The 15934-nt window shown below is 50.4% G+C and carries 15 protein-coding genes and 1 tRNA gene; 4 read left to right on the top strand and 12 right to left on the bottom strand.

The features are described 5' to 3' along the window. Window positions 1-179: 179 nt before the first annotated feature. The 4 genes from hflK to AADEFJLK_RS12630 all read left to right on the top strand — a co-directional run bounded on the left by hflK (window position 180) and on the right by AADEFJLK_RS12630 (window position 4896). Complete coding sequence (gene hflK / locus AADEFJLK_RS12645) at window positions 180-1409, top strand: FtsH protease activity modulator HflK (protein WP_103974530.1); 1230 nt, start codon at window positions 180-182, stop codon at window positions 1407-1409. After that, complete coding sequence (hflC, locus tag AADEFJLK_RS12640; RefSeq protein ID WP_088620047.1) at window positions 1406-2266, top strand: protease modulator HflC; 861 nt, start codon at window positions 1406-1408, stop codon at window positions 2264-2266. The genes hflK and hflC overlap by 4 nt, the downstream gene beginning before the upstream one ends. Before the next feature lie 86 nt (window positions 2267-2352). Further along, window positions 2353-3555: an ATP phosphoribosyltransferase regulatory subunit gene (locus AADEFJLK_RS12635; RefSeq protein ID WP_088620048.1), complete on the top strand. Its 1203-nt coding sequence runs from the start codon at window positions 2353-2355 to the stop codon at window positions 3553-3555. A gap of 48 nt (window positions 3556-3603) precedes the next feature. Further along, on the top strand, window positions 3604-4896 hold the full coding sequence (locus AADEFJLK_RS12630; protein WP_088620049.1) for an adenylosuccinate synthase: 1293 nt from the start codon (window positions 3604-3606) through the stop codon (window positions 4894-4896). A 244-nt stretch (window positions 4897-5140) separates the two neighbouring features. Here AADEFJLK_RS12630 and AADEFJLK_RS12625 read toward each other — a convergent pair whose 3' ends face one another. From AADEFJLK_RS12625 to AADEFJLK_RS12575, 12 genes are all read right to left on the bottom strand, one after another. Beyond that, window positions 5141-5377 (bottom strand): BrnA antitoxin family protein, encoded by a 237-nt coding sequence (locus AADEFJLK_RS12625; protein WP_249028040.1) that lies wholly within the window; start codon window positions 5375-5377, stop codon window positions 5141-5143. Continuing rightward, window positions 5346-5681 (bottom strand): BrnT family toxin, encoded by a 336-nt coding sequence (locus AADEFJLK_RS12620; RefSeq protein WP_103974528.1) that lies wholly within the window; start codon window positions 5679-5681, stop codon window positions 5346-5348. The genes AADEFJLK_RS12625 and AADEFJLK_RS12620 overlap by 32 nt, the downstream gene beginning before the upstream one ends. A gap of 331 nt (window positions 5682-6012) precedes the next feature. After that, a complete protein-coding gene (pnp, locus tag AADEFJLK_RS12615) occupies window positions 6013-8091 on the bottom strand; it encodes a polyribonucleotide nucleotidyltransferase (RefSeq protein ID WP_103974527.1) in 2079 nt (692 codons plus the stop codon). Window positions 8092-8172: 81 nt separating this feature from the next. Continuing rightward, window positions 8173-8442, bottom strand: coding sequence for a 30S ribosomal protein S15 (gene rpsO / locus AADEFJLK_RS12610; protein WP_088620051.1), 270 nt, complete (start codon window positions 8440-8442; stop codon window positions 8173-8175). 149 nt (window positions 8443-8591) lie between these two features. After that, window positions 8592-9494, bottom strand: a complete 903-nt coding sequence (gene truB / locus AADEFJLK_RS12605) for a tRNA pseudouridine(55) synthase TruB (RefSeq protein ID WP_103974526.1) — start codon at window positions 9492-9494, stop codon at window positions 8592-8594. Window positions 9495-9536: 42 nt separating this feature from the next. Next, complete coding sequence (locus tag AADEFJLK_RS23940; RefSeq protein WP_088620053.1) at window positions 9537-9818, bottom strand: hypothetical protein; 282 nt, start codon at window positions 9816-9818, stop codon at window positions 9537-9539. Continuing rightward, a complete protein-coding gene (gene rbfA, locus AADEFJLK_RS12600) occupies window positions 9790-10176 on the bottom strand; it encodes a 30S ribosome-binding factor RbfA (RefSeq protein WP_103974525.1) in 387 nt (128 codons plus the stop codon). The genes AADEFJLK_RS23940 and rbfA overlap by 29 nt, the downstream gene beginning before the upstream one ends. A gap of 3 nt (window positions 10177-10179) precedes the next feature. Further along, complete coding sequence (gene infB / locus AADEFJLK_RS12595; protein WP_103974524.1) at window positions 10180-12951, bottom strand: translation initiation factor IF-2; 2772 nt, start codon at window positions 12949-12951, stop codon at window positions 10180-10182. 12 nt (window positions 12952-12963) lie between these two features. Then, window positions 12964-14478 carry a transcription termination factor NusA gene (gene nusA, locus AADEFJLK_RS12590; RefSeq protein WP_088620056.1) on the bottom strand — a complete coding sequence of 505 codons (1515 nt, stop codon included), beginning with the start codon at window positions 14476-14478 and terminating at the stop codon, window positions 12964-12966. Continuing rightward, complete coding sequence (rimP, locus tag AADEFJLK_RS12585) at window positions 14468-14968, bottom strand: ribosome maturation factor RimP (RefSeq protein WP_088620057.1); 501 nt, start codon at window positions 14966-14968, stop codon at window positions 14468-14470. The genes nusA and rimP overlap by 11 nt, the downstream gene beginning before the upstream one ends. Window positions 14969-15092: 124 nt before the next feature. Next, window positions 15093-15169 (bottom strand) — tRNA-Met (locus AADEFJLK_RS12580). Window positions 15170-15278: 109 nt separating this feature from the next. Then, window positions 15279-15923 (bottom strand): uracil-DNA glycosylase, encoded by a 645-nt coding sequence (locus AADEFJLK_RS12575; RefSeq protein WP_103974523.1) that lies wholly within the window; start codon window positions 15921-15923, stop codon window positions 15279-15281. Window positions 15924-15934: the final 11 nt, after the last annotated feature.

Here is a 15934-nt window from a genome sequence, read left to right as displayed (position 1 = left end):
CCTCAAAGCACTTGGAGATGTCTTACCTATCTCCGGGTGTTTTCGTGTTTTTAAGGCATTTACGCTAAAATAGCCGATAAGTATTGCTGCCTGTAAAGGCAAACGCTTTCATGCTGAAGGCCGACAACACATCCTACGGGATCAAATAACAGTAAAATAATCCATACGGAGCATAAAATATGTCGTGGAATGAGCCTGGCGGCGATAAAAAAGACCCCTGGAGCGGGCGGGGAGACAAGAATGGGCCTCCCGATCTTGATGAAGCCCTGCGGTCTTTACAAGAAAAATTAGGCAAACTGTTTGGCGGTGGCGAGGGCGGCGGCAATTCAAGCAACGATTCCAGCCCCCCAATGAAAGGCCTGACCGCCATTGCCGCCGGTGTGGCGGTTTTTTTATGGGGTATAACCGGCTTTTATGTCGTCGATGAAGGTAACCACGGCGTCGAGACCCGTTTTGGCAAATACACCACCATTACCCAATCCGGCCTGCATTGGCATCTGCCCGCCCCTATCGAACAAGTCAATATCGTCAACGTTAAGCAACAACGTTTTATCGAAGTCGGGTACCGTAGCGCGGGCAGCGAACAAAGCGGTTCGGTATTGAAAGAAGCGCTGATGCTGACCAAAGATGAAAACTATGTCGACGTGCGCCTTGCGGTGCAATACCAAGTAAAAGATGCCAAAGACTTTATTTTTAATATCGTCAACCCGGCCGCCACGCTGAAACAAGTTACCGAAAGCGCCCAGCGCGGCGTGATCGGCAGCAGCACCATGGATTTTGTCTTAACCGAAGGCCGTAGCGAAATTGTCACCCAGATCAAAAAAGAAATCCAAGACGTGATGGACAGCTACCATTCCGGCATCCAAATCACCAGCGTCAACCTGCAAGATGCGCAACCTCCCGAACAGGTGCAAAACGCCTTCGCCGATGCCATTAAGGCGCGTGAAGACGAACAGCGCCTGATCAACGAAGCCGAAGCCTACTCTAACGATGTTGTGCCTAAAGCGCGTGGGGCGGCGGCCAGAAAGATGCAAGAAGCGGAAGGCTACAAAGAACAAGTCATCGCCCAAGCCGAAGGTGAGAGCAGCCGTTTTGCCAAATTATATGCCGAATACAGCAAAGCCCCCGACGTAACCCGCAAACGTCTCTATATTGACGCAATGGAAGCGGTGTTCTCGGAAACCAATACCGTAATGGTTGATGTGAAAGGCGGCAACAATATGATGTATTTGCCGTTAGATAAAATGCTGCCGCATAAACCCGCCAGCCTGCCTGCCAACAGCAATCCGGTGCAAAACAGCAATGAACCCGCCGCAACGCCAGCCGCCGCCCCTGCGTCCGCAGCCGTCGACGAGCATAGTGTTGACCGGGCTACCAGTCGTGGTCGTGATGTAAGGGGCCGTCAATGATACAAAATAAAATAGCCGCCGGCGTTGCAGGTATCCTGCTGATCGCCGGCATGATGAGCCTGTTTACCGTCAAGGAAACAGAAAAAGCCATTAAATTCCGCTTTGGTGAAATCATTAAAAGCGATTACGCACCTGGCCTGCATTTTAGGATACCGCTGATCAACACCGTCAAATTGTTTGATGCGCGTATCCAAACCATGGATTCCAGGCCGGAACGCTTTTTGACCGCCGAAAAGAAAAACGTCATTGTCGACTCGTTCGTCAAATGGCGGATTGGTGATGTCACTAAATTTTATACCGTCGTGGCGGGTGATATTGACCAAGCCAATTTGCGCTTGGACCAAATCATTAAAGACGCTTTTCGCGGCGAATTCAGCAAACGCAACATCAAGCAATTGGTATCCACCGACCGCAGTGCTATCCGGGAAATTTTGATCAATAATTCCAAGTCCATAGCGGCTAGTTTAGGTATGGAAATTATTGACGTGCAAGTCATGCGCATCGATTTGCCTGACGAAGTCAGCGCCTCGGTGTTCAGCCGTATGGAAGCCGAACGTGAGCGGGTCGCGCGGGAATTCCGCTCCCAAGGCGCGGAAGCGGCGGAGCGGATACGCGCCGATGCCGACCGCCAGCGCGTCGTCACCTTAGCGAACGCCTACCGTGATGCCGAAAAATTACGCGGTGAAGGCGACGCGAAAGCCTCAGAAATTTATGCCCAAGCCTACGGCCAAGATCCTGAGTTTTTTACCTTCTACCGCAGCCTGAATGCGTATAAGAAAACCTTTACCAATTCCGGCATGATTGTGCTGGATCCTGACTCTGATTTCTTCCAATATTTTAAGAAACAGACAAAATGAAGTAAGCTATCGCCTCTACAGATTTTCAAAACACCAAAACGCTCCGCCTGTGCGGGGCGTTTTGTTTGAGTGGGACTTAAAAACACATGCAACAACAAAACTCGTGGCTTTTGCCCGAAGGCATTGAAGAAACTTTGCCGACTGAGGCCAAACATCTGGAAGCACTGCGCAACAAGCTTCTCGAGCGCTTTGCCTGCTGGGGTTATGACCTCGTCATACCACCTTTTATCGATTTCCTCGATTCGCTGCTGATCGGTTCAGGCCATGATTTGGACCTGCAAACATTTAAGCTGACCGATCAAATCAGCGGTAAAATGCTCGGCATCCGTGCCGACATGACTCCGCAAGTCGCCCGGATAGATGCGCATAACCTTAAGCACACCTGCCCTACCCGCCTGTGTTATGCCGGGACGGTGCTGCATACGCGTGGCGACCCGCTGGAAAAGACCCGCAGCCCTATGCAAATCGGCGCGGAACTGTATGGCCATGCGGGTAAAGAAAGCGATTTTGAAGTCATTTGCCTGATGCTGGAAATGCTCGCCGTCACTGGCCTGCAAAATGTGCATCTGGATTTGGGGCATGTCGGCATTTACCGCGCCTTAGCCGAGCAAGCCGATTTGTCCGTCGCCCAAGAAAGCGAACTGTTCGCCATTTTACAACGCAAAGCCAAACCGGAACTGGCGGAACTGATGGACGGTTATGCCATCAACGGCGACTTGAAACAACTCTTTTTGGCCTTGCCGGAACTCAACGGCGACCACACCGTATTGGTAAAAGCACAAACCTTATTGGCTCAAGCGGGCGATGCCGTCAACCAAGCCCTAGCAGACTTGACCGCCATCGCCGGACAACTAGCCAACCGTTTCCCGCACTTGGCGATCAGCTTCGACTTGGCGGAACTGCGCGGCTACCATTACCACACAGGTATGGTCTTCGCCGCCTTTGTCCCTAAGGTAGGCCGAGAAATTGCCCGGGGCGGACGTTACGACAATATCGGCAAAGTCTTTGGCAGGGCGCGTCCGGCCACCGGTTTCAGCGCCGACTTGAAACTGCTATCGGCACTCAGCAAACAAAGCTTTTCCTGCCCGCCCCGCGAACTGATTTTCGCGCCTTATCATGATGATGCCGACTTGGCGACCGCCATCAGAGACTTACGCGCCCAACAACGGGCAGTTATCCAGCAACTGCCGGGGCAAACCGGTGGGGCGGCCGAATATGGCTGCACCGCCGTTTTAGTGCAAGAACAACAACACTGGGTTGTTAAACCTTTAAATTCGGCAACGGCCTAAGGCCTTTGCCCTACCCGCTGCATTTATGCAGCCGTAATTGGAGTTATTATGGGAAAAAATGTCATTGTTATCGGCACTCAATGGGGTGACGAAGGAAAGGGCAAACTGGTCGATTTATTGACCGAACAAGCACAAGCGGTGGTACGCTTCCAAGGTGGCCATAACGCGGGCCATACCTTGGTCATCAAAGGCGAAAAAACTGTTTTGCATCTGATCCCTTCGGGCATCCTCCGCGACAATGTCCAATGCCTGATCGGCAACGGTGTCGTGCTCTCCCCCAAAGCTTTACTGGAAGAAATTGAGATCCTTGAAAAAGCCGGTATCAACGTCCGTAACCGCCTGTTAATCAGTGAGGCTTGTACCCTAATCCTGCCCGTGCATGTCGCCATTGACCAAGCCCGCGAAAAAGCGCGTGGCAGCAAAGCCATCGGCACGACCGGACGCGGCATAGGTCCGGCCTACGAAGACAAAGCGGGCCGCAGAGGTTTACGCGCGGGGGATTTTAAAAATCCTACCGCCTTCGCCGAAAAACTGAAAGAGTTATTGGAATACCACAATTTTATGTTGACCGAGTATTTCCATGTCGATGCCGTCGACTACCAACAAACCTTAGACGAAGCCTTGGCATTTGGTGAGCAGATCAAGCCAATGCTGTGCGATGTCAGCGAAACGCTGTACCAACATCAAGCCGAAGGCAGCAACCTATTATTTGAAGGGGCGCAAGGCGCGTTATTGGATGTCGACCACGGCACCTTCCCCTACGTCACCTCTTCCAGCACCACCGCAGGTGGTGCCGCCACAGGTAGTGGCGTAGGCTTGCTGAACTTTGACTATGTCTTAGGCATTACCAAAGCTTACTCAACGCGCGTCGGCAACGGCCCTTTCCCTAGCGAATTGCACGATGCCAACGGCGAACACCTCAGCGCCAAAGGCTTTGAAGTCGGTGCCACCACCGGACGCAAACGCCGTTGCGGTTGGTTTGATGCCGTCGCCATGCGCAAATCCGCCAAATTGAACAGCTTAAGCGGCATTTGCCTGACTAAACTGGATGTCTTAGACGGCATGGAAAGCGTCGGTATCTGCACAGGCTACCGCCTAAAAGGTGAAATCACTAATATCGCGCCGTTAGGGGCAGACCAATACGGAGAATGCGAGGCAATTATTGAACAAATGCCGGGCTGGAGCGACCCCACTGCCGGTATCACCGACTATGACGCACTGCCTGCAAACGCCAAAGCCTACATCAAACGTATTGAAGACCTGGTGGGCATTAAAGTCACTATTTTGTCCACAGGCCCTGACCGTGATGAGACTATTATCCTTGAGCATCCGTTTGCTTAAGGGTTAAACGGTAAGCCATAAACGGAGTGCAATGGTCTTTAGCCATTGCACTATGGCCGCCTATGCACAGCCAACGTTTAGCCCGTCACGCGTGCTTATAGCCATTTTTTGCTTCAATAACGATGGACTTGGTTGTTAGTTGTCGGTCAGTTTTGAGCCTGCCAACCGCCCTTAATGCCTAAAATGGGAATGCCGCTATAAACGGTGGCACATCAGTCATAATAGCCTATCTTGCCAACACGGGTTAAGCGGCAATATCCCGCTCAGCCTCTGCAATCAGGCTCTCAGATACCCCCCGTTTTTTCAGTGCGGCAATCAACCTGGCTTCTTTGCTTAACAGGAATTGCGCCTCATCACGCCGCAAACCGTCACTTAAATACGCTTTTAATAACGCTTGGTAGCCAGAAAAGCCCCTTTGCGGCGCAATGGCTTTCATCGACTCGACCACATCAGCGGGTATCCGCAACGTAATGGAAATCATTGGTCGGTCTTTGTTTAAGCGTTGTTTGATAGGTTCTGAAATCATAGTCATTGCGCTCCGTAAGGGTGGCTTTGCGGGCCGAAATAAGGCGGATAAACTCAGCTTCGACTTCGATATGCACAACAAACAATAAACGTCCTGATTCGTCATAGCCAATCACCGCGTCACGCGCTTCATCTTGCCGCCCGGCATCGACCAGTTTAAAAAAGGGGTCGAAGAAGGCTTCAGTAGCTTGTTCAAATGTTATGCCGTCATGCTTGTGAATGTTGGCCACCGCTTTGCGATCATTCCAGACAAAAGCCACACCGTTTTTTCAAAGTGAATATTCATGCTAACCATTCTAAATAAGGTATTGACATTGTCAATACTTATTGGCGTACGATAAAGAAAAATCACCATGAAACCGATAGCCGATTCATTTTCGGACGGCGAAGCTATAACCCCCCTGTTATTGTACCCATCGGCTCCAACCGTTATCCTTGAACATCCATTTGTTTAAGAACCCATCCGGTTACTAAAACCTGAAAAGTCTCACTGGTAACTTTAGCGTGCTATGGTTATTTTCCGGCACGTTTCAACGGGCAATAAAAAAGGGTCTTGCGACCCTTTTTTATTGCCTGAAAAAACCGATAAACTTATTCTTTATCCGCTTCTTTCATGCTCAATCTGACCCGGCCTTGGCGGTCAATTTCCAGCACTTTTACGCGGACCATATCGCCTTCGTTCAGCTTGTCGCTGACTTTATCGACATGTTCATCGGAAATTTGCGAGATATGCACCAAACCGTCTTTACCTGGCAAGATAGTGACAAATGCGCCAAAATCCATCAGACGGACAACTTTGCCTTCGTAGACTTTGCCCACTTCGACTTCTTCGGTGATTTCGGCAATCATGCGGCGGGCTTCTTCGCCAGCGGCTTTATCAACCGAGGCAATCTTCACTACACCATCATCGCTCAGATCAACACTGGCACCCGTGACTTCGGTAATGCCGCGAATCGTCGCGCCACCTTTACCGATAACTTCGCGGATTTTGCTAGGGTCAATTTTGAAGGTAATGATGCGCGGTGCGAAGTCGGACATTTCTTCGCGGGTTGATGACAAGGCTTTGTTCATCTCGCTGAGAATATGCAAACGGCCTACTTTCGCTTGTTCCAAGGCAGTTTTCATGATTTCGGCAGTGATGCCGTCAATCTTGATGTCCATTTGCAAAGCGGTGATACCCTGTTCGGAGCCTGCCACTTTAAAATCCATATCGCCTAAATGGTCTTCATCGCCCATGATGTCCGACAAGACCGCAAAACGGTCGCCTTCCTTAATCAGACCCATAGCAATACCGGCCACTGGTGTACTGATAGGCACACCCGCATCCATCAGCGCCAAAGAACTGCCGCACACGGAAGCCATTGAACTGGAACCGTTCGATTCGGTAATCTCAGACACCACACGGATAGTGTAAGGAAATTCTTCCATATTGGGCAATACGGCGGCAACGCCGCGTTTCGCCAAACGGCCATGACCAATTTCACGGCGCTTAGGTGAACCGACTTGTCCGGTTTCGCCAACGCTGTAAGGAGGGAAATTGTAGTGGAGCATGAACGGTTCTTTATATTCACCCGCCAAAGCGTCGATGATTTGGGCATCGCGCTGGGTACCTAAGGTGGCGACTACTAACGCTTGGGTTTCGCCGCGTGTGAACAACGCCGAACCGTGGGTTCTTGGCAATACGCCCGTTCTGATACTGATCGGGCGGATAGAATCTAAGGCGCGGCCATCAATACGTTTGCTGTCATCAAGGATAGCGTTACGGACGATTTTCGCTTCCAGATGCTCGATAATTGCACGGATAGCATTGGCGGTATAATCACCGTCAGCCGTCAATTTTTCAACTACGGCATTTCTGATTGCCTTAAGTTGCTCTTGTCTGATCAGTTTTTCGGCGATTTGATAAGCTTCGGTGATGCTGGCTTCGACTTCGGCTGTCACTTTGCTGACTAATTCGACATTGGCTTCAGGGGCTTCCCAAGATACCGCACCTTTGCCCGCCGCATTGGCGAAATCATTGATGGCATCAATCGCCGTCTGCATTTGTTCGTGACCAAACAGCACCGCACCGAGCATGACTTCTTCGGACAAGCCGACCGCTTCGGATTCGACCATCAACACCGCATGGGCAGTACCAGCAACGACTAGGGTCAGTTGTGAGGTTTTTAGTGCCGCAGGTGATGGGTTTAACAAATAACCGCCGTCCTGATAACCGACACAAGCCGCACCGATAGGGCCGTTAAAAGGCAAACCGGATACGGCCAAAGCCGCTGACGCGCCTAACAGGGCCGGAATTTCTGGGTCTACTTCTGGGTTTAAAGACACCACAGTAGCGATAATTTGAACTTCGTTAGTATAGCCTTCAGGGAAAAGCGGGCGTATCGGTCTGTCTATCAAGCGGGACGTTAGCGTTTCTTGCTCGCTGGGCCGCCCTTCGCGTTTGAAAAAGCCCCCTGGGATTTTTCCGGCCGCATAGGCTTTTTCTTGATAATTGACGGTTAACGGGAAGAAATCCCCGCCAGTGGCTTCTTTTTTAGCAACGACAGTCACCAATAAGGTGGTGCCGTCAACGTCGATTATCACAGCGCCGTCAGCTTGACGTGCTATCTCGCCAGTTTCCAATGTTACTGTGCGTGCGCCGTATTGAAATACTTTCCTGATAGGATTCACTATAAGATTCCTTTGTGTAGAGGTTCGGGTAGGGGTATTGCAACAATACCCCTACTGAGGTTGTAGCGTTTCTTGGTTGGCTTATTTACGCAGACCCAGACGTTCGATCAATGAACGGTAACGGGCAATATCTTTGTTTTTCAGATAATCTAACAGCTTACGGCGTTGGTTAACCATACGCAACAAACCACGGCGGGAGTGGTTGTCTTTTTTGTGTGCCGCAAAATGCGGAGTCAAATGGGTGATATGGGCAGTCAGTAAGGCAACTTGCACTTCTGGGGAGCCTGTGTCGGTTTCTGATAAACGGTAAGCTTCAACAACGGCTTTCTTTTGTTCTGCGGTAAATGGCATTTTTTGATAATCCCTATAAGATTAAAGTATAAAAAATAAAGCCGCCTTAGGCGACTTAAGAAAATCCTGCCCCGCGATAGGGTGTAGGGCAGGCTGGCAGGGCATAAAATTTATGCCCTTAAAAGGCAGAGCGGTGGATTTTCGCCCCTCTACCCGTTAATATTAAACAACTTTTTCGGGGCTATTTTACCATCCAATAGCATTTCCCCCAAACCCAAAAACAACGGGCCTTCATATAAGCGGACACTCCCTTCGATGCTGGCCGGATAAGCAATCGTTTGCCCATAACGGATACTGATCGCTTGCGCCTCGGACAACTGCACCGACGGCAAGCCTGCTAAAGGCTTATCGACAGCAATTAAGGTAGCCAATAAGGTCGGCATGTCCATCGCCGCCAATTCTTCCAGGGTTTTGGCCTCAGCCAAGGAAAACTGCCCAGCCGCCAAGCGCCGCAAAGCCGTCACTGTGCCGCAAGTGCCTAAGGCATGGCCGATGTCTTCCGCTAACGAGCGGATGTAAGTGCCTTTGGAACAGGCCACTTCCAGCATGAGCTGGTCGGCGGTCGCGCTGAGCAAAACCAGTTCATAAATATGGATATGCCGGGCTTTGCGCTCAACCGTAATGCCTTCCCTAGCCAATTCATAGAGTTTTTTGCCCTGATGCTTTAAGGCCGAATACATCGGCGGCACTTGCTCGATGGCACCGGTAAACTGCCGCAAACAGGCGGCAATAGCGTCCTGGGTCAATGGCGGTACAGGCAGGGTGGCAATCACCGCCCCTTCGGCATCGCCCGTGTCGGTCATCACCCCTAACTGCACCGTCACCTGATAACGCTTATCATCGTCCAACATCAGCGCCGACACCTTAGTCGCCTCGCCAAAACACAGCGGCAGCAAACCGCTGGCTAAGGGGTCTAACGCCCCGGTATGTCCGGCTTTATTGGCATTAAACAAGCGGCGGACTTCCTGTAAGGCTTTGTTGGAAGACACGCCTAAGCGTTTGTCCAACAAAATGATGCCGTGGATATTAAGGCCAGAGGTACGTTTGCTCATTGATTAAAAAACGCTGTAAAAATACCGATAGTTGACTGATAGTCACATATCATCAATATTAAATTGATAACCGGAAAAATAGGTAAACGCTTTGGGGTTTCTTTGCCAAATGTCATTCAATATCGGCGTAATCAGCAATTCCGATTTGGCCTTTTCCGACTGTAACGGCAATTGCTGGTTGTTCGCCAGCACCTGCCGCAATAAATCACTAGGCTGTATAGGCAGGATGTGCGTGAATAATTTCAGCCCTACTACATCAATCGCTAACTCTTTTAAATCGGCGTATCCGTTGACATTATGATTCGTCTTCCGGCAAATCTTCAACCGGCAAGTCCTTCGCCACCTCGCTTAACAACGCCGCCACCCGCATCCCCGTATCAAACGAATCGTCGTAATGGAAACGCAACTCAGCAATATGGCGCAGGCGCATCCGTTTGGCGAGTTCGTGGCGGATTTGCGGAGCCAGTTCGTTCAGGCATTTTTGGTTGGCGCGTTTGCCTGCTTCATCGGTATTCAATACCGTGAAGTAGACTTTCGCGACGGCGAGGTCACGGGTGACCTCGACCTCGTTAATGGTGACAAAGCCTAAGCGCGGATCATCAATATCCCGTTGCAGAATGAACGACAGCTCTTTCTGCATTTGCGAGGAGACACGGTCTTTACGACCATACACGTTACCCATACTTTACAATACCCGTTTGACTTCAGTGCGTTCAAAGACTTCGATTTGGTCGCCCGCCTGCACGTCGTTGTAGTTTTTCACGCCGATACCGCATTCCATGCCCATTTTGACTTCTGAAGCATCGTCTTTAAAGCGGCGTAAGGATTCTAACTGGCCTTCAAAAATCACCACGTTTTCGCGTAGGACGCGGATCGGCAGATTACGTTTAACAAAACCGTCAATGACCATACATCCGGCAATTGCACCGAATTTCGGTGAGCGGAACACATCCCGCACTTCGGCAAGACCGACGATATGCTCCCTAATTTCAGGAGCCAACATACCGCTGATGGATTTTTTGACTTCATCAATCGCATCATAAATGACGCTGTAATAATGCAAATCCACACCTTTTTCTTCGATCAGGCGGCGTGAAGTGGCATCGGCACGGACGTTAAAGCCGATCAGGATAGCGCCCGAAGCCAAAGCCAAATTGACATCGCCTTCGTTGATACCGCCGACCCCGCCAAAAATCACCTTCACTTCGACTTCGTCGTTGGACAAAGCCACTAACGAGCCGCGTAAGGCTTCCAAACTGCCTTGCACGTCGGTTTTAATGACCAGATTAACGCTGGCAAGCTCTCCGGCGGTCATGCGCGAGAACACTTCATCCAGTTTAGAGGCTTGTTGCGCGGCTTGACGGCTGAATTTCTTCCGGTCTTCACGGTGTTTCGCCAAATCTTTAGCGACCCGTTCGTTTTGGACGACCAAGAACTCGTCGCCCGCAAACGGCGTACCCGACAGGCCTAAAATTTCCACCGGCACCGAAGGGCCGGCTTCTTTAATGGCTTTGCCGTTTTCGTTAAACATCGCGCGGACGCGGCCATATTCATGGCCACATAAGACCATTTGGCCGTTTTCTAAGGTACCTTTTTGGATTAGCACCGTCGCGACTGCACCACGGCCTTTATCCAAACGCGATTCAATGACGATACCGGATGCCGCCCCTTCAACAGGCGCTTTTAACTCAAGAATTTCCGTTTGGACAATCAAAGCCTCGATCAGGTCGTCGATGCCCGCGCCAGTTTTGGCAGAAATCTTCAAGAATTGGACATCACCGCCCCACTCTTCCGCCAAGACGTTAATAGTCGACAATTCCTGCATCACCTTGTCGGGATTGGCTTCCGGTTTGTCGATCTTGTTCATGGCGACAATAATCGGCACATTGGCGGCCCTTGCGTGTTCCACCGCTTCTTTGGTTTGCGGCATCACGCCGTCGTCGGCGGCAACCACCACGATGACCACGTCAGTGACATCAGCACCCCGGGCCCGCATAGCGGTAAACGCGGCGTGGCCTGGGGTATCAAGGAAGGTGACCGCACCGTGGTCGGTTTTGACCTGATACGCACCGATATGCTGGGTAATACCGCCCGCTTCGCCAGCGGCGACGCGGGTTTTACGGATATAATCCAGCAATGAGGTCTTGCCGTGATCGACATGACCCATGATGGTGACGATAGGGGCGCGGGGCAATTCCACGCGGTTATCTTCCATCAGCACCTCGGCAAGCATTTCTTGCTCAAGGTCGTCGTCGCTTTGCATGATAGGTTTATGACCCATATCTTCAACTAAAATCACCGCCGTTTCTTGGTCGATGCTTTGGTTAATGGTCGCCATGATGCCTAGCTTCATCAGATGCTTAATGACCAGCGCGGCCTTGACGCTCATTTTTTGCGCCAGGTCAGAGACGATAATCATCTCAGGAATGGTGACTTCTTTAACAATCGGTGCGACCGGCATTTCAAACTGGTGACGGTTTTCCGAAGGCATAGCGACACGCGGACTTTGCTTGCCTTTCTTCTTGCCTTTTTTATTGTCTTTACCTGATGAAGTCCGCGCAGGTGCAGCAGCACCTTCTTCTTGCTTTTTCTTATACAGTTCTTGCTGTTTGGCGGCGGCTTGTTGCCTGACTTTTTCGGCGTTCTTTTTGATGGATTCTTCGAGACGGCGTTCTTTTTCTTGCTGTTTTTTTCTGACTTCGTCAGACTCTTTCGCTTTGATGGGCTTATCCTGCTTAACTTTTTTATCGTCCTTAATTTTTATCGTCGCGAATTTATCTTCGGGATCATTATCGTCGATCAAATCAGCATCGACTGCTGCCACAGGACGCGCCGCATCCACACCTTTAGCCTTAGGCGCATGGTCAGGCTTGGCTTTGGGTTTATCTTGTGCTGTTTTTGTCGTCACGGTCTCAACCTCAGGAATAGATACAGGCTCATTAACCAGTTCCACCACTGGCTCAGGTACTGGTTCTGTGAGGGTCTCGACAACCGCAACCACAGCCTCTTGCGCAGGTTCAGATCCAGCCGCCCCAACCTGCTCAGGCAGTACAGCCTCGACAACCGGCAACAGCGGTGCTGCTACGGTTTCGATAAGCGCCGGCTGCTGGACAACTTTAGGCACTTCCGCTTCCTTGTGTTCAGGGCGTTTGATAAAGGTTTTCTTTTTACGCACTTCAACGCTGATGGTTTTTGCAGAATTGCCGGGTGCGGTGGCCTGCTTGATTTCCGTTACTTTCCGGCGCTCTAACGTCACCCGTCTAGGTGATCCGGCGGTATTGTCTTCGGGCTTACCGTGACGCTTGCGCAAATGCCCAAGCAATTGCATTTTTTCATCTTCACTGATGACATCATCAGGGGAGCTGGCAGATAATCCTGCTTCTTTCAGTTGTTCTAATAATCGTTCCAAAGGTATTTTTACCACCTCTGCTAACTGCCGTACTGTTTTATCGCTCATTTGCTCCCCCTTTTACTCACTCTTTGCCTCGGCAAACCAAGGCTCACGCGCCTTCATAATCAATTCTGCCGCTCTTTCTTCAGTGATCCCCGAAAAATTCAACAAATCATCAATTGATTGCTCTGCCAAATCATCCATCGTCACAATACCTTGGCTCGCCAACTCGTAAGCCAAATCATCATCCATACCCGCCATTGCCAACAAATCTTCCGCAGGATGCACGGTTTCCCTCGTTTCCTCGGCGGCAATCGCGCTAATCAGTAACGCATCTTTGGCACGGCTTCTCAGCTCATTGACCAAATCCTCATCAAAACCTTCAATATCCAGCATTTCACTGACCGGCACATAAGCGATTTCTTCAACCGTATTAAAGCCCACTTCCGCCAAAATCAAGGCCACGTCAGCATCAATATCTAATTGATCCATAAACATTTGCTTAACTTTGCCGATTTCCGCTTCGCTGTTCAGCTCGGCTTTTGAGGCATCGATCACGTTCAATTCCCACCCGGTCAATTGCGAGGCCAAGCGGACGTTCTGGCCACCCCGACCGATAGCTTGGGACAAATTATCCGAACCTACCGCCAAATCCATGCTGTGCTTGTCTTCATCGACAATAATCGACTGGATTTCCGCAGGCGACATGGCGTTAATGACAAATTGCGCCTCACTAGGATGCCAAAGAATAATGTCGACCCGCTCGCCCGCCAGTTCGTTAGTGACAGATTGCACTCTTGCGCCGCGCATACCCACGCAGGAGCCGACCGGATCTAAGCGCGGGTCATTGCTTTTAACCGCCAATTTGGCCCTAGAGCCAGGATCACGCGCCGCGCCCATAATAGAAATAGTGCCTTCGGCAATTTCCGGCACTTCCAAACGGAACAAAGCCACCAATAATTCGGGCGCGGTACGGCTGACGAACAGTTGCGGGCCACGTTGCTCCAGACGCACATCTTTCAGATAGCCCCTAATACGGTCGCCGATACGGATGGCTTCACGCGGGATCATATCTTCCTTAGCAATAAAGGCTTCGACATGACCGCCCAAATCCAAGAACACGCTGCCTTTTTCAATACGCTTAACGATACCCGTCACCAACTCACCCATACGCGATTGATACGCATCGACGATTTTCTTACGCTCGGCTTCGCGGACTTTTTGAATAATCGCCTGCTTGGCATGTTGGGCGGCAATTCGGCCAAAATCCACCGAATCGATCTCTTCCTCAACCACATCGCCGACTTTGATAGCCGGATCATCCAGTTGCGCCACTTCCAACAGCACTTGCGTGGTCGGAAATTCGACATCGCCGACGCAAGACGGATTAGGTGCAACCACATCCCATTGCCGATAGGTTTTATAATCGCCTGTTTTTCTGTCGATGGCGACCCGTGCTTTAATGGTGTTGATATGGCGCTTAACAGTAGCCGCTTCCAGTGCCGACTCTATCGCTTGAAAAACGACATCCTTATCAATTTCCTTTTCATTGGAAAAGACCTCTACCACCAATAAAATTTCTTTATTTGCCACTTCGAGCTCCTTTTTCGATGCTTTGATTAAATAAACTATTATCAGGTACCAAACGCGCCTTACTCATCGCACTGAACGGCACTGCAAAAATGTCTTCCCCTTCCTTAAGGGTAATCACATCATCCTCGACACCTTCAATCGAGCCTTTGATTTTTTTACGGTTGGCGATAGGCTTAAATAAATTGACCAAGACGGTGCTGCCGATATAGCGGGCAAACTGGCTGACCTTAAAAAAGGGCCTGTCTTCGCCCGGAGAGGAAACTTCCAAGTGATAGTTGTCGGGAATAGGGTCTTCAACATCTAAAATGCCACTGACCTGATGGCTGACCTTAGAACAATCGTCAACTAAAATGCCCTTGTCACTATCAATATAAATTCTTAACAGACCGTGCTTCGGATGCGGATGATAGTCGATGCCGACACATTCATAACCTAAACCTTCAACAACTGGCTCGATCAAGTTGACCAAATGCTCAGGAGCCTGCTTCATTGTTTTCCCCACTTACTTGCGCACAAAAAAAAAGAGCCAAAGGCTCTTCCATTAACAACCGATTGTAAGCTTCCACTATCCGAAGCCCTAAAAATAAAAAACCCCAAAATGGGGTTCCTTGATCTGGTAGCGGGGGCAGGATTTGAACCTACGACCTTCGGGTTATGAGCCCGACGAGCTACCAAGCTGCTCCACCCCGCGATTGATTTGAGTATTATAGACAGTTTATTTTATTTATCAAGCTATTTTTTAAATTTGTCATACAAATCACTTAATAAATCTGCTAGCGTCCGTCCACCTACGCGCCAGCCTATTGTTCCGTAAGCAATAACTGCTTAATAGCCGCAAAAACTTCGTGAAACATCGCCTGGGTCAGGCGTTTAGTTTGGATATTATAACGGCTGGTATGGTAAGAATCGACCAGCATCCGCCCGTCCGGTAGACGGTGCTGAACGTTATGCCCAAACCGCGCGTAACTGGCTTTTAAGCCATAAGCCTTTAAAACCGCTTGATGGGCAATCGTCCCTAAGGCTAAAATCACCGCATCGGGCGGCAAAGTTTGCAATTCGGCGGACAGATAAGCGTTACACTGCTTAATTTCCCCTGGCGTGGGCTTGTTTTGCGGCGGCAAACACTTAACTGCATTCGTAATGCGGCAATTGCGCAACAACAAACCATCATCTAATGAAGTAGACACAGGGCTGTTACCAAAACCGAAGGTATGCAAGGTCTCATACAGTAACAGCCCGGCATAATCACCCGTAAAAGGCCGGCCTGTAGCATTCGCCCCGTGCATCCCCGGAGCCAGCCCCACCACCAGCAACCGCGCGGCGGCATCGCCAAAAGGCGCGACGGGCAAAGCATGGTAAGCAGGATACTGTTGCTTGACGGTACAGAGAAAATCCGCCAAGCGCGGGCATTGGCGGCAATCTTGGGCAAAAGGGGTTGCGGTCACGGTCGTTTAGA

This window comes from Methylovulum psychrotolerans (assembly GCF_002923755.1).
GTDB classification, from domain to species: domain Bacteria; phylum Pseudomonadota; class Gammaproteobacteria; order Methylococcales; family Methylomonadaceae; genus Methylovulum; species Methylovulum psychrotolerans.
Note: the sequence above shows the minus strand (reverse complement) of the source record. Positions and strands in the feature narration are given on the sequence as shown.

What these genes read in the sequence shown, in the direction of transcription:
- hflK (WP_103974530.1), top strand. Translation starts at nt 180, where the DNA reads ATGTCGTGGAATGAGCCTGGCGGCGATAAAAAAGACCCCTGGAGCGGG.
- hflC (WP_088620047.1), top strand. Translation starts at nt 1,406, where the DNA reads ATGATACAAAATAAAATAGCCGCCGGCGTTGCAGGTATCCTGCTGATC.
- AADEFJLK_RS12635 (WP_088620048.1), top strand. Translation starts at nt 2,353, where the DNA reads ATGCAACAACAAAACTCGTGGCTTTTGCCCGAAGGCATTGAAGAAACT.
- AADEFJLK_RS12630 (WP_088620049.1), top strand. Translation starts at nt 3,604, where the DNA reads ATGGGAAAAAATGTCATTGTTATCGGCACTCAATGGGGTGACGAAGGA.
- AADEFJLK_RS12625 (WP_249028040.1), bottom strand. Translation starts at nt 5,377, where the DNA reads ATGATTTCCATTACGTTGCGGATACCCGCTGATGTGGTCGAGTCGATG.
- rpsO (WP_088620051.1), bottom strand. Translation starts at nt 8,442, where the DNA reads ATGCCATTTACCGCAGAACAAAAGAAAGCCGTTGTTGAAGCTTACCGT.
- truB (WP_103974526.1), bottom strand. Translation starts at nt 9,494, where the DNA reads ATGAGCAAACGTACCTCTGGCCTTAATATCCACGGCATCATTTTGTTG.
- rbfA (WP_103974525.1), bottom strand. Translation starts at nt 10,176, where the DNA reads ATGGGTAACGTGTATGGTCGTAAAGACCGTGTCTCCTCGCAAATGCAG.
- infB (WP_103974524.1), bottom strand. Translation starts at nt 12,951, where the DNA reads ATGAGCGATAAAACAGTACGGCAGTTAGCAGAGGTGGTAAAAATACCT.
- rimP (WP_088620057.1), bottom strand. Translation starts at nt 14,968, where the DNA reads ATGAAGCAGGCTCCTGAGCATTTGGTCAACTTGATCGAGCCAGTTGTT.